The sequence below is a fragment of the Ensifer sp. ENS11 genome, from assembly GCF_014851895.1.
In the GTDB taxonomy this organism is placed as follows: Bacteria; Pseudomonadota; Alphaproteobacteria; order Rhizobiales; family Rhizobiaceae; genus Ensifer; species Ensifer canadensis.
This window is the reverse complement of record NZ_JACVAN010000008.1, coordinates 223,549-236,257: the sequence shown is the minus strand read 5'-3', so window position 1 is coordinate 236,257 and position 12,709 is coordinate 223,549. Positions and strand designations below refer to the sequence as shown.

General features: G+C 61.7%; 13 protein-coding genes. 7 read left to right on the top strand and 6 right to left on the bottom strand.

Going from position 1 to position 12,709, the window contains the following annotated elements; all coding sequences use genetic code 11:
• The first annotated feature begins 16 nt into the window (after positions 1 to 16).
• Together IB264_RS17910 and IB264_RS17905 are read left to right on the top strand one after the other, a co-directional pair.
• On the top strand, positions 17 to 754 hold the full coding sequence (locus tag IB264_RS17910; protein WP_025425192.1) for a Bax inhibitor-1/YccA family protein: 738 nt from the start codon (positions 17 to 19) through the stop codon (positions 752 to 754).
• 121 nt (positions 755 to 875) lie between these two features.
• The gene (locus IB264_RS17905; RefSeq protein WP_025425191.1) at positions 876 to 1,433 is read left to right on the top strand and encodes a GNAT family N-acetyltransferase; all 558 of its coding nucleotides are present in this window, start codon (positions 876 to 878) and stop codon (positions 1,431 to 1,433) included.
• Positions 1,434 to 1,500: 67 nt separating this feature from the next.
• On the opposite strand, the gene IB264_RS17900 is transcribed toward IB264_RS17905, so the two are convergent.
• The 3 genes from IB264_RS17900 to acnA all read right to left on the bottom strand — a co-directional run bounded on the left by IB264_RS17900 (position 1,501) and on the right by acnA (position 5,966).
• Entirely contained in the window at positions 1,501 to 1,905 is a 405-nt protein-coding gene (locus tag IB264_RS17900) for a DUF2794 domain-containing protein (protein ID WP_038576579.1), read from the bottom strand.
• A gap of 413 nt (positions 1,906 to 2,318) precedes the next feature.
• Positions 2,319 to 3,092: a thioredoxin family protein gene (locus tag IB264_RS17895; protein WP_025425189.1), complete on the bottom strand. Its 774-nt coding sequence runs from the start codon at positions 3,090 to 3,092 to the stop codon at positions 2,319 to 2,321.
• A gap of 183 nt (positions 3,093 to 3,275) precedes the next feature.
• Entirely contained in the window at positions 3,276 to 5,966 is a 2,691-nt protein-coding gene (gene acnA / locus IB264_RS17890; RefSeq protein WP_025425188.1) for an aconitate hydratase AcnA, read from the bottom strand.
• Between the two features lie 270 nt (positions 5,967 to 6,236).
• On the opposite strand from acnA, the gene ccmA reads away from it, so the two are divergent.
• The 5 genes from ccmA to IB264_RS17865 all read left to right on the top strand — a co-directional run bounded on the left by ccmA (position 6,237) and on the right by IB264_RS17865 (position 9,312).
• Positions 6,237 to 6,887 carry a heme ABC exporter ATP-binding protein CcmA gene (gene ccmA, locus IB264_RS17885; protein ID WP_025425187.1) on the top strand — a complete coding sequence of 217 codons (651 nt, stop codon included), beginning with the start codon at positions 6,237 to 6,239 and terminating at the stop codon, positions 6,885 to 6,887.
• 39 nt (positions 6,888 to 6,926) lie between these two features.
• On the top strand, positions 6,927 to 7,586 hold the full coding sequence (gene ccmB / locus IB264_RS17880) for a heme exporter protein CcmB (RefSeq protein ID WP_025425186.1): 660 nt from the start codon (positions 6,927 to 6,929) through the stop codon (positions 7,584 to 7,586).
• Positions 7,587 to 7,763: 177 nt separating this feature from the next.
• Positions 7,764 to 8,525, top strand: coding sequence for a heme ABC transporter permease (locus tag IB264_RS17875; RefSeq protein ID WP_025425185.1), 762 nt, complete (start codon positions 7,764 to 7,766; stop codon positions 8,523 to 8,525).
• A gap of 5 nt (positions 8,526 to 8,530) precedes the next feature.
• Positions 8,531 to 8,707 carry a heme exporter protein CcmD gene (gene ccmD, locus IB264_RS17870; protein WP_171520373.1) on the top strand — a complete coding sequence of 59 codons (177 nt, stop codon included), beginning with the start codon at positions 8,531 to 8,533 and terminating at the stop codon, positions 8,705 to 8,707.
• The gene (locus tag IB264_RS17865; protein WP_025425184.1) at positions 8,704 to 9,312 is read left to right on the top strand and encodes a DsbE family thiol:disulfide interchange protein; all 609 of its coding nucleotides are present in this window, start codon (positions 8,704 to 8,706) and stop codon (positions 9,310 to 9,312) included. The genes ccmD and IB264_RS17865 overlap by 4 nt, the downstream gene beginning before the upstream one ends.
• 284 nt (positions 9,313 to 9,596) lie before the next feature.
• On the opposite strand, the gene IB264_RS17860 is transcribed toward IB264_RS17865, so the two are convergent.
• From IB264_RS17860 to ftsY, 3 genes are all read right to left on the bottom strand, one after another.
• Positions 9,597 to 10,190 carry a DUF2585 domain-containing protein gene (locus IB264_RS17860; protein WP_025425183.1) on the bottom strand — a complete coding sequence of 198 codons (594 nt, stop codon included), beginning with the start codon at positions 10,188 to 10,190 and terminating at the stop codon, positions 9,597 to 9,599.
• A complete protein-coding gene (locus tag IB264_RS17855) occupies positions 10,187 to 10,819 on the bottom strand; it encodes a septation protein A (protein ID WP_025425182.1) in 633 nt (210 codons plus the stop codon). The genes IB264_RS17860 and IB264_RS17855 overlap by 4 nt, the downstream gene beginning before the upstream one ends.
• A gap of 198 nt (positions 10,820 to 11,017) precedes the next feature.
• Positions 11,018 to 12,709, bottom strand: a complete 1,692-nt coding sequence (ftsY, locus tag IB264_RS17850) for a signal recognition particle-docking protein FtsY (protein ID WP_025425181.1) — start codon at positions 12,707 to 12,709, stop codon at positions 11,018 to 11,020.

The window sequence follows — 12,709 nt, the reverse complement described above, 5'->3', positions numbered from 1 at the left end:
CTTAAATGAGGAAACAATGGCTGATCTGAGAAACTACCAAACCCGAATGTCGCCCGCCGGCGCTCAGGCGGGTGCCGTGATCGACGAAGGCCTTCGCACCTACATGCTGAAGGTCTACAACTTGATGGCCCTCGGCCTGGCGATCACCGGCCTGGCAGCTTACGGAACATTCGCGCTTGCCGTCTCCAATCCGGCATTCGCCCAACTTCTCTATGCGTCGCCCCTGAGATGGGTCGTCATGCTCGCTCCGCTGGGTCTCGTGTTCTTCATGAGCTTCCGCATCAATAGCATGAGCGTTTCTGCCGCGCAGATGACGTTCTGGGTCTATGCGGCCCTGATGGGCGTTTCGCTGTCGTCGATCTTCATGGTCTTTACCGGCCAGAGCATCGTGCAGACGTTCTTCGTGACCGCCGCCTCGTTTGGTGCACTGTCGCTCTACGGCTACACCACGAAGAAGGACCTGTCCGGCATGGGCTCGTTCCTGATCATGGGTCTGTTCGGCGTCATCATCGCGTCGATCGTCAACATCTTCCTCGGCTCTTCGGCACTCGGCTTCGCAATCTCCGTGATCGGCGTGCTGATCTTCGCAGGCCTCACCGCCTACGACACGCAGAAGATCAAGGAAATGTACTACGATGCCGACGACAGCACCGTTGCTGGCCGCAAGGCGATCATGGGCGCGCTGACGCTCTACCTCGACTTCATCAACCTGTTCATGTTCATGCTGCAGTTCATGGGCAACCGGAACAACTAAGCCTGAAGAGATTGACGGAAAAGGCGGCTTCGGCCGCCTTTTTTGTTGCCCGGAAAAGGGCTTGATCCACGGGTGCGATCCATGTGACTGAATGAAAAAATCCAACCGTCAAGATCCTTCCATGTCCCTGACCCTGCGCGACGCCACCGTCTCCGATCTGCCCACCATTGCCGAGATCTATCGCGAATCCGTTCTGAACGGCGTGGCGACCTATGAGGTCGCGCCTCCGTCGCAGGCGGAAATGGCAGCGCGCTTCTCCACCATCGTCGGCCATGGTTATCCCTACATCGTCGCGATCGACGCGGCGGGCATGATCATCGGCTACGCCTATGCCTCGGCCTTCCGCACGCGGACGGCCTATCGCTTCCTGGTCGAGGATTCGATCTACCTGGCGCCTTCGGCACGGGGGAAGGGGGCAGGAAGGATGCTGCTCGCCGAGCTTGTTCGCCGCTGCACGGCGCTTGGATTTCGCCAGATGGTGGCGGTCATCGGCGGTGCCCATCCCGCATCGATCGCGGTCCATCAATCATTGGGTTTCGAACATCATGGGCTGATGAAGGCGACCGGCTTCAAGCATGGACGGTGGCTCGATACCGCGATCATGCAGCTTGCGCTGGGCGATCGAGCGACGAGCGATCCGCCCGAGGGCGTCTACCCGGATACGCTTTATCAAGCCTGAGGGCAGATGTCAGCGAAGCCAGAGCCGGCATGTGGGCCTGACTCTCCGATCGTTCCGATGTGGCGTCTCAGGTTTCGACCAGCTTGAGCGCCTTGTCGAAAACCTTCAGGACCTGTCCGAGCTCGTGCCCGCGCTTCAGAATCGTGCCGTGGACGTTGAGCACGCTAAAGGCACCTTGCTTGGCCGCCAGCTTCGGGTTTTTTTCGATGCGGAAGAGAGGCATCTCGCCCGCGCGCTTGAAAACGGAGAAGACGGCGCGGTCCTTCAGGTGGTCAATGGCGTAGTCGCGCCATTCGCCTTCGCCGACCATGCGGCCGTAGACCCACAGGATCTGGTCGAGTTCTCGGCGGTGAAAGGTGATGGGAGGAGCATTCCGGGCGTTCTTGTATTCCGAGAGATCGACGACCACTTCAGAAGTGGTCTGGCGCTGATGTCGCGCCTCGCCTCGCGGCAAATCCGGCTCATCGGTCATCGGCAATCCGGCCTTCTGTTGTGACAGAACGATAACAGTTTGCCTGACACGAGCCGAAAAGCAAGCCGGAACCGGCCGGAGCCGCTGGGTGCAGATGGCATTTCTTGCCTCTGCCCCATTTCAGTCAAATCGCCGCCCCAATTCACCGCAAAACTCGCGGGCGCTGACGGACAGAGTCGTTGCCACCGTATGTCCGGTCAGATCGTCATGCTGCGTGACCTTCAAAGAACGCAGTCATGGCCGGTTCGGTCCGGTAACTTCGAACCCTCAGCCCCAGCCCCTCGATGCTGCCGGGCCGAACCACCCCTTACAGCGCCGCGCGTCAAGTATGACGCGCAAAGGACGCTGTAATGGTTCAGGCATGCCGCCTATTTTCCCTAAATCGATTCCGACTTAAAGCGTCCTGCAGCCGCTCACAGTTTGCCCTGCGGGCCGGCGAGCACGGCAGTCGCGCCGATGATCGCGCCCGGGGTTTCAGCATCTTTCATCGACTGCAACAGCACCGCGCAGCCGCTTTTGCCACGCTGCTCCGTCAGGACGGTTGCAGGCAGGGTGAAGGTCGCAGGCTTGCCATCCCACATGCCAATGGTCTGGATATCGCGCACTGCGTGCCAGTAGGCGATCTTCTTGCCGCTGTTTTCGCCTTTCTCGACATTGACGATCTTCGCCCGGTCGAAATAGACGACGACGACATTTGCCTTGCCGTCACCCGCGCCGACCTTGATCGAAATCTCCTCGCCGTTGATCTTCGCGTCAACCGGAACGGCAAGCCCCTTGCCGGCGGTCTTCATGGCGTCGAGCCGGGATTTGATCGCCTGCAGATTGGCGCCGTTGACGTGGTCGCGACCGTTGAGGATCGCCTGCGGTGTGTAGACGCCATTTCGACCCAGCATGCGGGCATAGGCATATTGCCGGTCTGTGTTCTCTGTCGAGGCGAGCGTGTCTTTCCAACCGAGATAGTTCCAGTAGTCGACGTGATAGGACAGCGCCACCACGTCGCCGTCATCGACCAGCTTCTTCAAGGCGGCATCGGCTGGAGGGCAGGAGGAACAGCCCTGGCTGGTGAAGAGTTCGACGACGCCTTTGATAACCTTGCCATCCTCAGCCATAGCCGGAACCGACGCTGCAGCAAAAAGCCCGAAAGCCATTGCAACGGGGCGAAGGAAATATCTGTCTGCGAATGTCATGGCGTCACTTCATTGGCGGCCGACAGGCCTACTTCACGGGGAAGTCCATTACATACGACGCCGATGCTTCAACGGGAAGTCACGTTGGAGTGAGGATATGGGCAGGCAACCTATAGGAAACGTGAAAAGGCCGGGACACCTTGCGGTATCCCGGCCTTTCAATGTTTCAAGCAACCAGAGCGATCAGGCGGCGAGGTCGCGCAGAACCGTCTGCAGGATGCCGCCATTGTTGACGTAGGTGACTTCATCGAGCGTATCGATGCGGCAAACGAGCGGAACGTCCTTCACGCTGCCGTCGCCATAGGTGATCTTGGCGACGCGCTTTTCGCGCGGCTGAACGTTGGCGAGATTGTCGATCGTGACGATCTCGTCGCCCTTCAAGGCCAGCGATTCCCAAGTCGTTCCCTGTTCGAAGACGAACGGGATGACGCCCATGCCGACCAGGTTCGAGCGGTGGATACGCTCGAAGGACTGGGCGATCACGGCCTTGACGCCGAGCAGGTTGGTGCCCTTTGCAGCCCAGTCGCGCGACGAGCCATTGCCGTATTCGACGCCGGCGAAGATGACGAGCGGAACGCCCTCTTCCTTGTACTGCATGGCCGCATCGTAGATCGACATCTCTTCCTTCGACGGATAGTGGATGGTGTAGCCACCTTCCTTGCCGTTCGGGCCGAGCATGTGGTTGCGGATGCGGATGTTGGCAAAGGTGCCGCGCATCATCACCTCATGGTTGCCGCGACGCGTACCGTACTGGTTGAAGTCGGCGACGCCGACGCCATGGTCGATGAGGTACGAACCGGCCGGCGAAGCCGCCTTGATCGAACCGGCCGGCGAGATGTGGTCGGTGGTGATCTTGTCGCCGAACAGGCCGAGAACGCGAGCACCCTTGATATCGGAGATGCCCAAGCCGGACTTGCCCATGCCAACGAAGTAGGGCGGGTTCTGCACGTAGGTCGAACCATCGTCCCAGGCGTAGGTCTGGCCCGGAGGAACCTGAACGGCCTGCCAGTTTTCGTCGCCCTTGAACACGTCGGCGTACTTGGTCGCGTAGAGTTCGCGGGTCACGTACTTGAAGATGAACTCCTGGATTTCCTTGGAGGTCGGCCAGATGTCCTTGAGGAAGACCGGGTTGCCGTCCCGATCTTCGCCGAGCGGCTCGTTGGTCAGGTCCTTCTGAACCGTTCCGGCGAGTGCATAGGCGACGACGAGCGGCGGCGAGGCGAGGTAGTTGGCCTGAACGTCCGGCGAAATACGGCCTTCGAAGTTGCGGTTGCCGGAGAGAACGCCGGCGGCAATCAGGCCCTTGTCGTTGATCGTCTTGGAGATCGGGGCCGGCAGCGGACCGGAGTTGCCGATGCAGGTGGTGCAGCCGAAGCCGACGAGGTTGAAGCCAAGCGCGTCGAGGTCCTTCTGCAGGCCCGACTTGGCGAGGTATTCGCCGACGACCTGCGATCCCGGTGCAAGCGAGGTCTTGACCCACGGCTTGGACTTCAGGCCCTTGGCAACGGCGTTGCGGGCGAGAAGGCCGGCGGCGATCAGAACCGACGGGTTGGACGTGTTGGTGCACGACGTGATCGCAGCGATGGCAACGTCGCCATGGCCGAGATCGAAGTCGGTGCCTTCGACAGCGTAGCGGTTCGAAAGCTGGCCCGGCTTCTTGTAGTCGCCTTCGAGGGCGGTTGCGAAACCGGATGCAATGCTTTCCAGCGGGATGCGGCCTTCCGGACGCTTCGGACCGGCCATGGCCGGAACAACGTCGCCGAGGTCGAGTTCGAGCGTGTCGGTGAACACCAGCTCGGAGCCGTCACCATCGCGCCACATCCCTTGAGCCTTGGAGTAGGCTTCGACCAGCGAAATGCGCTGTTCTTCGCGGCCGGACATGGTGAGGTAGTTGATGGTTTCGCTGTCGACCGGGAAGAAGCCGCAGGTGGCGCCGTATTCCGGACCCATGTTGCCGATGGTGGCGCGGTCGGCGAGCGTCATGTTGTCGAGGCCGGGGCCGAAGAATTCGACGAACTTCGAAACAACACCCTTCTTGCGCAGCATCTGCACGACCATCAGCACGAGGTCGGTCGCCGTCACGCCTTCCTTGAGCTTGCCCGTGAGCTTGAAGCCGATGACCTCGGGCAGCAGCATGGAGACCGGCTGGCCGAGCATCGCGGCTTCAGCCTCGATGCCGCCGACGCCCCAGCCGAGAACGCCGAGGCCGTTGATCATCGTCGTGTGGCTGTCGGTGCCGACGCAGGTGTCCGGGTAGGCCGTGATTTCGCCGTCTTCTTCACGGGTCCAGACAGTCTGGCCCAGATATTCCAGATTGACCTGGTGACAGATACCGGTGCCGGGCGGCACGACGCGGAAGTTCTTGAACGCCTGCTGGCCCCACTTCAGGAAGCGGTAACGCTCGCCGTTGCGCTGGTATTCCAGCTCGACGTTGCGGGCAAAGGCGTTCGGAGTGCCGAATTCGTCGACGATAACCGAGTGGTCGATGACGAGGTCGACGGGCACCAGCGGGTTGATCTTTTCCGGATCGCCACCAAGCGACACCATGGCGTCGCGCATGGCAGCGAGGTCGACAACGGCGGGAACGCCGGTGAAGTCCTGCATCAGAACGCGGGCCGGGCGGTAGGCGATTTCGTTTTCGGCGGTGCCCTTGTCGTTCAGCCAGGCTGCGACGTTCTCGATGTCCTTCTTGGTGACGGAGCGGCCGTCTTCGTTGCGCAGCAGGTTTTCGAGCAGCACCTTCATCGAGTAGGGGAGCTTCGAAACGCCGGCAAGACCGTTCGCCTCAGCCTTGGGCAGGCTGTAATAGACGTAGTCGACACCGTTGACGGTGAGCGTGGAGCGACAATTGAAACTGTCTAGGGACTTGGACACTGGATAATACCCCGTTCCGTCTGATCGCCAAAAACTGACGTACGAACGCCCGAGCGCAATGAAGCGCGAATTGGGATGCGGGTGCGGCCATTTCCGCTGTCCGTACGTGGAAATTCATTCCATGTTCGGCGCTAGGATGAAATTCACGCCGACCGCTGGCGTGTTGGCCGCCTTATAGATAATTTCTCCAAATCGTGCCAGACCAACCAAGGTCCAATCGGGACTTTTTTTTGCCCTGCGGCAAAGAGTGTAAAGGGAAACTGAAAATTCATGCGCCTGCTGGCTGAAGGTCTGAGTGCGAGGCGAGGCGAGGATCTGATTTTTAACGATATTTCCTTTGCTCTTAGTGCCGGCGAAGCCCTTGTGGTGACGGGTCCGAACGGGTCGGGAAAATCGACTTTGCTGCGTGTTCTGGCCGGTCTTCTCATGGCTGAAAAGGGCAGTCTCAAACTTGAGAATGGCCCTCCTGAAATGCGCCATCCGTCAGAGCTCAGCCACTATCTCGGCCACCGAAATGCGATGAAACGCGAGCTGACCGTCGCGGAAAATCTTTCCTTCTGGAAAAACTTCATGGGTGATTCGCCCGGTGGCTCGGGCAGGGACCTGGTCGAAGCGGTGGAAGCCGTCGGCCTTCCTGGGATCGCGCACCTACCCTTCGGCTATCTTTCGGCCGGCCAGCAGAGGCGCATGGCGATGGCCAAGCTGCTTGTCGCCCACCGTCCGATCTGGATCCTCGACGAGCCGACGGCGGCGCTCGACGCCGGTGCCGACAGGCTTTTTGCCGGATTGGTCAACGCGCATCTGGATCAGGGCGGCATCGTCGTTGCGGCCACGCATCAGCCGCTCGGGCTCGAGCGCACTGGGGAATTGCGGATGACCGGCTTTGCCGGCGTCGGCGGAGGCATGTGGCATGACGCGTAATCTGGCGATCGCGGGCAAAGAGATGAAAGGGGCGTGCAGGTGATCGCGCTCTTCCTCCGCGACCTCAAGCTTTCCATCCGCGCCGGCGGCGGCGCGATGATCGGCGTTTTGTTCTTCATGACGGTCGTCGCCGTCATCCCCTTCGGTGTCGGCCCTGACCTTAATCTTCTCGCGCGGATCGGGCCTGCCATCCTGTGGATCGGGGCGCTGCTCGCGTCGCTGCTCGGTCTCGACCGGCTGTTCCAGGCGGAGCGCGAAGACGGGTCGCTCGATCTGATGCTGATGCAGGAAACGCCGCTGCTCGCCACCGTGTTCGTCAAATGCGCGGCCCACTGGGCCGCCACCGGCCTGCCGCTGGTGATCGCTGCACCGCTGCTCGGCCTGTTCATGAACATGGACGAGCTTGCAATCGGCGCCACCATGCTGACGCTGCTTGTCGGAACGCCGGCGATCACCTTCATCGGTGCCGTCGGTGCGGCCGTTGCCGTGTCGCTGCCGCGCGGTGGTCTGCTGGTGTCGATCCTGGTGCTGCCGCTTGCCATTCCGGTGCTGATCTTCGGCGTCAGCGCCGTCTATGCGGCGATCGAGGACCCGGCCCCGTTTCTGCCGCCCTTGATGATATTGATGGCAATCACCCTGTTTTTTGCCGTCATCGGGCCGGTTGCCGCCGCCGCGGCGCTTCGCCATGCGTCCGACTGACGCGGATGGTGCGGGAAACCGATAAACTGTTTGCGGTTTTCCGTCTGTCTCCCGCTCTAACCTGTTAAAATCGATGACGTTTATGATCGTTGGGTTGATGCGACAGAAGAACCATCGTGATCTCGTGATTGACGGGGATCAATTGCAGCAAAGGGCCTTAGGCGTTAAAGAGCCATCATGAGCGAAAACAGCCTTGCTATCCGCAAATTCAGCGATCTCGCCAACCCGACGCGGTTTCTGGCGCTGGCCGATCGCGTCCTGCCGTGGTTTGCGGCGCTGACGGCGCTTTTCTTCGTCCTCGGCCTCTGGCTGTCGTTCACGACGGAAGGCGACTATCAGCAAGGCGAGACGGTGCGCATCATGTATGTGCATGTGCCGGCCGCCTGGCTGTCGATGATGTGTTACTCGGTGATGGCGCTCGCTGCCATTGGCACGCTCGTCTGGCGGCATCCGCTGGCCGACGTGTCGTCGCGGGCCGCAGCGCCGATCGGCGCCTGTTTCACCTTCCTGGCGCTCGTCACCGGCTCGCTGTGGGGCAAACCGATGTGGGGCGCCTGGTGGGTTTGGGATGCACGACTGACGTCGGTCTTCGTGCTGTTTCTGATGTATCTCGGGCTGATGGCGCTCAACCGCGCCATCGACGACCCGGCGCGTTCGTCGCGCGTCTCGGCCGTGCTGGTGCTGGTCGGCTTCGTCAACATTCCGATCATCAAGTTTTCGGTCGAATGGTGGAACACGCTGCATCAGCCGGCGAGCGTACTCAGGCTTGATGGCCCGACGATCGACCCGGAGTTTCTCCGCCCGCTCGTCGTCATGGCCATCGCCTTCACGCTTCTGTTCTTCACGCTGCACATCGCCGCCATGCGCAACGAGATCTGGCGCCGGCGTGTGACGTCGCTTCGCCGTCTGGCGGCCCGAAGTGCCGGCCGGGAGGTCTGATCCAAATGATGAGCCACGCTGCCTATGTTTTTGCCAGCTACGGGATCGCGACGCTGACCGTCGTCGGCCTCTGTCTCTGGGTGATCGCCGACGGGCGCGCGCGCCAGCGTGAGCTGCGCGAACTCGAAGCGGCAGGGGTACGCCGGCGTTCGGCGGAAGCAGCAACCGGAGAGCCGCGATGACAAGCAGCCCCGCACCCGGTAGCGAGGAGCGCAAGCCCGGAGCCCTGCGTGTCGGCCTTGCGCTGCTGCCGCTGGCGATCTTCGCGGCGCTTGCCGCCATCTTCTGGAGCCAGCTCAATTCCGGCAAGGATGTCAGCGAAATCCCCTCGGCGCTGATCGGCACCAAGGCGCCGATGCTCGACATGTCGCCGCTCGAAGGCGCGACCCGGGACGGCCAGCCGATGCCGGCGCTGACCGACGCTGCCATCAAGGGCAAGCTGACGCTGGTCAATGTCTGGGCTTCCTGGTGTGTGCCGTGCCGGCAGGAGCATCCGTTCATTCTCGAACTGTCGAAGGACGAGCGTCTGACGGTCGTCGGCATCAACTACAAGGACCAGAACGAAAACGCCCTCCGGTTCCTGGGCGAACTCGGCAATCCCTTTGCAGCCGTCGGTGTTGATCCGCGCGGCAAGGCGGCGATCGACTGGGGCGTCTACGGTATTCCCGAATCCTATCTCGTCGGCGCCGACGGCACGATCCTTTACAAGCGCGTCGGTCCGTTCGACGAGAAGAGCGTGAAGGAAGGGCTGATGCCGGCGATCGAGAAGGCTGCCGCTGGTTCTTGAGCGGTTCAGGCCAAGTCCGCAATTGACCTCGTAACGTTTCGTGCAACGGCTACGATTCGCGCCTCATCCTGTGCTCGTCACAGGGATCCAGCCACGGTGCGTCCGCACCGTGAATGACCATGGGCTGCTTAATTTTCCAAGAAAGTTCGCCTTGCAGTCAGGGCGGAGTCTCGCGCGCCGCCGACGCGGCGCTGCTGGATCCCTGTGACAAGCACAGGGATGAAGGAGGTTGATTGTTCGCCTCCAGCCAACTTTCCGGGGGCGGGGATGAGCGAACCGCCGCCTTAAATCGCCGCCTGCCACTCGCGAATTGCATCCAGCGGCCAGACCAGCATCAGCACATTGAGGGTGAGGTTGTCGCGGATCAGCCAGCCGGTGAAGAGTTCGAAGCCGATGGCGATCAAAACGGTCAGCCAGACGGGCATGCGGGCGGCAAACAGGAAGCCGGCGACCATGGCCAGCGTGTCCATCGTCGAATTGAGGATGCTGTCGCCGAAATAGTCGAGCGAGATCGTCGCCGAGCGGTAGCGGTCGATCACCATTGGGGTGTTTTCGGCGATCTCCCAGGCGGATTCGATGACCATCGCCAGGAACAGCTTGGCGGTCAGTGGCTTGCCGCGCAGAAGCAGGTGGCCGAGGCCATAGAACAGGAAGCCGTGGATGATGTGCGACGGCGTGTACCAGTCAGCAATGTGCTGGGAATTGCCGCTCGATTTGACGACGGGTTCGAAGATTTTGACGTAGCCGCAGTCGCAGATCCAGATGCGACCCATCAGATGCTGGGTGATGACCTGGATCGCGAGAACGCCGACACAGGCCACGAACCAGAGCAGCGCCCGCCGGTTCTGACTGTCATTGCCGTCGATGGCTGTGCTCACTTGGCGCTATCCTGATCCAGCGAATGCTTCATGATCAACGGCATTTGCGCCAGTGTAAACAGGATGGTGATGGGCATCGTGCCCCAGACCTTGAACGCCACCCAGAAATCGGTGGAGAACGAACGCCAGATGACCTCGTTGAGTACGGCCAGCACCAGGAAGAAAATGCCCCACCGCACCGTCAGCTTGCGCCAGCCGTCTTCATCGAGCTTGAAGGCGGAGTGGAAGACGTAGCCGAGCAACGACTTGCCGAAGAGAAGCCCGCCGAGCAGGATCGTGCCGAACAGCGTGTTGACGATCGTCGGTTTCATCTTGATGAAGGTATCGTTCTGCAGCCAGAGGGTCAGCGCGCCGAAGACGAAGACGACGATGCCGGAGATCAGTGGCATCATAGGCAGCGTGCGCGTCAGCATCCAGGAGACCACGAGCGCAATCGCGGTGGCGGCCATGAACAGGCCGGTCGCGATGAAGATCGGGCCGCCGAGTTCGGAGAGCGTCGGGAAATGTCCGGCCAGCCACTCGCCGCGGGAATTGGCGAAGAAGAAGACCATCAGGGGTCCGAGCTCCAGCACCAGCTTCAACAGCGGGCTGACTTCCTTCTGCGGCTTGGTAGCCTCGATCGTCGACATTTCGGGATCCTGTTTTTGCATGTGCCTGCCGCTCATAACACCAGCTTTGCGGCAAAACCATATCAAGGCAGCCGGCTTGCGCAAACGCCACCGGACATTTCCGTAAATCGGAACCGATTTACGGGCAAATCATGCTGCCGATCAAAGATTGCCTCTTATGGCGCATTGCCTCGAACAAGACGTGGCGGACATCCGCCGTCACGCGGCGACGCCCGCGATCGCCTCGGCGAAATCCTTGGCCTCGAATGGTTCGAGATCGTCGATGCCTTCGCCGACGCCGATGAAATAGACCGGCAGCTTGTGCTTGGCGGAGATGGCGACGAGAATGCCGCCGCGGGCCGTGCCGTCGAGCTTGGTCATGATCAGCCCGCTGACGCCGGCGACGTTGCGGAAGATCTCCACCTGCTGCAGCGCGTTCTGGCCGGTGGTGGCGTCAAGCGTCTGCAGCACCGTGTGCGGTGCGTCCGGGTCGAGCTTGCCGAGCACGCGCACGATCTTTTCCAGTTCGGCCATCAGCTCGGCCTTGTTCTGCAGCCGACCCGCGGTGTCGATGATCAGCACGTCGGCCTTCTTTTCGCGCGCCTGCTGGAAGGCCTCATAAGCAAGGCCGGCGGCATCGGCGCCGAGCTTCGATGAAACGATGTCGGACTTGGTGCGATCGGCCCAGATCTTCAGCTGCTCGATGGCGGCGGCGCGGAAGGTGTCGCCGGCGGCGAGCATCACCTTGAGGCCGGCGCCCGACAACTTGGCCGCGAGCTTGCCGATCGTCGTGGTCTTGCCCGTGCCGTTGACGCCGACGACCAGGATGACATGCGGCTTGTGGCTGAGGTCGAGTTCCAGCGGCTTGGCGACGGGCGAAAGCACCTTGGTGATTTCGCCGGCCATGATCCGCGACACGTCCTCGCCGGACACGTCCTTGCCGTAGCGCTCGGAGGCGAGCGTATCGGTGATGCGCATGGCAGTCTCGACGCCGAGATCGGCCTGGATCAGCAGATCCTCCAGGTCCTGCAGCGTCGCCTCGTCGAGCTTGCGCTTGGTAAAGAGGCTGGCGATCTGGCCGGTCAGTTGCGACGAGGTGCGGGCAAGCCCGCGGCGCAGGCGCTGATACCAGGTAAGCTTGGGCTGTGGCGCGGCAACGGGCTCTTCCTGCGCGCGCTCGGCAGCGCTGGCAAAACCCTTCGGCAGGCTGGCGGCAATAACAGCTTCGGGGGCAGGTGCTTCGGGCAGCGGCGTTCCGAGGACCGGCTCCTCGGGGACCGCTGCCTCTGAAACTGGCGCCTCGAAAACACTGTCGTCTTGTTCGACGACATCCTCGACAGGTGCCGCATCTGCAGCCAGTTCATCGCTCGCATCGTCGCCGATCGGCTGATCTTCGACGGCTGCGATTTCCTCCTGCTCGGCCAGATCCTCTGGCTCGACAGGCGGCTCTTCCGGTGCTGTTTCCTGAAGCGCGGCGTAGGCCTCAAGCGCCTCTTGCGTTGTGGGCGACAGTTCTCCCTGTTCTGCCGCTGCATCCACGGGCACGACCGCGTCTTCGCTGACAGAGGTATTCTCGTCGTTGCGCGCCTCGTCCGATGCCGGTCCGCCCGCGGTCTCGATCTCGGCCGGCAGGATCGGGTCCTCGACGGCAAGCGGCAGGGCTTCGATATCAGACAGCGGCTCAAGCAGTTCTTCAGAGGCTTCTTCGGCCGCGGACTGCTCGGCAACGGGCTCGTCGATTTCTACGTCGACCGGGGCGATCGCCTCGGGGATAACGGGCTCCGGCGCCGGCGGCACTTCGGCCGGTACCGCTGCTGCGACGTCCGCTTCCGGCGCGGCATCCTGCGGCTTGGTTTCCTCGACAGTGCCCTTGCCGAAGGAGAAGATCTTCTTGATGAAACCGATTGCCAT

Excerpts from the sequence above, each read along its gene's own strand:
- IB264_RS17905 (WP_025425191.1), top strand. The coding sequence starts at position 876 with ATGTCCCTGACCCTGCGCGACGCCACCGTCTCCGATCTGCCCACCATT.
- ftsY (WP_025425181.1), bottom strand. The coding sequence starts at position 12,709 with ATGGCAATCGGTTTCATCAAGAAGATCTTCTCCTTCGGCAAGGGCACT.
- ccmA (WP_025425187.1), top strand. The coding sequence starts at position 6,237 with ATGCGCCTGCTGGCTGAAGGTCTGAGTGCGAGGCGAGGCGAGGATCTG.
- IB264_RS17910 (WP_025425192.1), top strand. The coding sequence starts at position 17 with ATGGCTGATCTGAGAAACTACCAAACCCGAATGTCGCCCGCCGGCGCT.
- IB264_RS17900 (WP_038576579.1), bottom strand. The coding sequence starts at position 1,905 with ATGACCGATGAGCCGGATTTGCCGCGAGGCGAGGCGCGACATCAGCGC.
- IB264_RS17865 (WP_025425184.1), top strand. The coding sequence starts at position 8,704 with ATGACAAGCAGCCCCGCACCCGGTAGCGAGGAGCGCAAGCCCGGAGCC.
- ccmD (WP_171520373.1), top strand. The coding sequence starts at position 8,531 with ATGATGAGCCACGCTGCCTATGTTTTTGCCAGCTACGGGATCGCGACG.
- IB264_RS17875 (WP_025425185.1), top strand. The coding sequence starts at position 7,764 with ATGAGCGAAAACAGCCTTGCTATCCGCAAATTCAGCGATCTCGCCAAC.
- IB264_RS17855 (WP_025425182.1), bottom strand. The coding sequence starts at position 10,819 with ATGTCGACGATCGAGGCTACCAAGCCGCAGAAGGAAGTCAGCCCGCTG.
- IB264_RS17895 (WP_025425189.1), bottom strand. The coding sequence starts at position 3,092 with ATGACATTCGCAGACAGATATTTCCTTCGCCCCGTTGCAATGGCTTTC.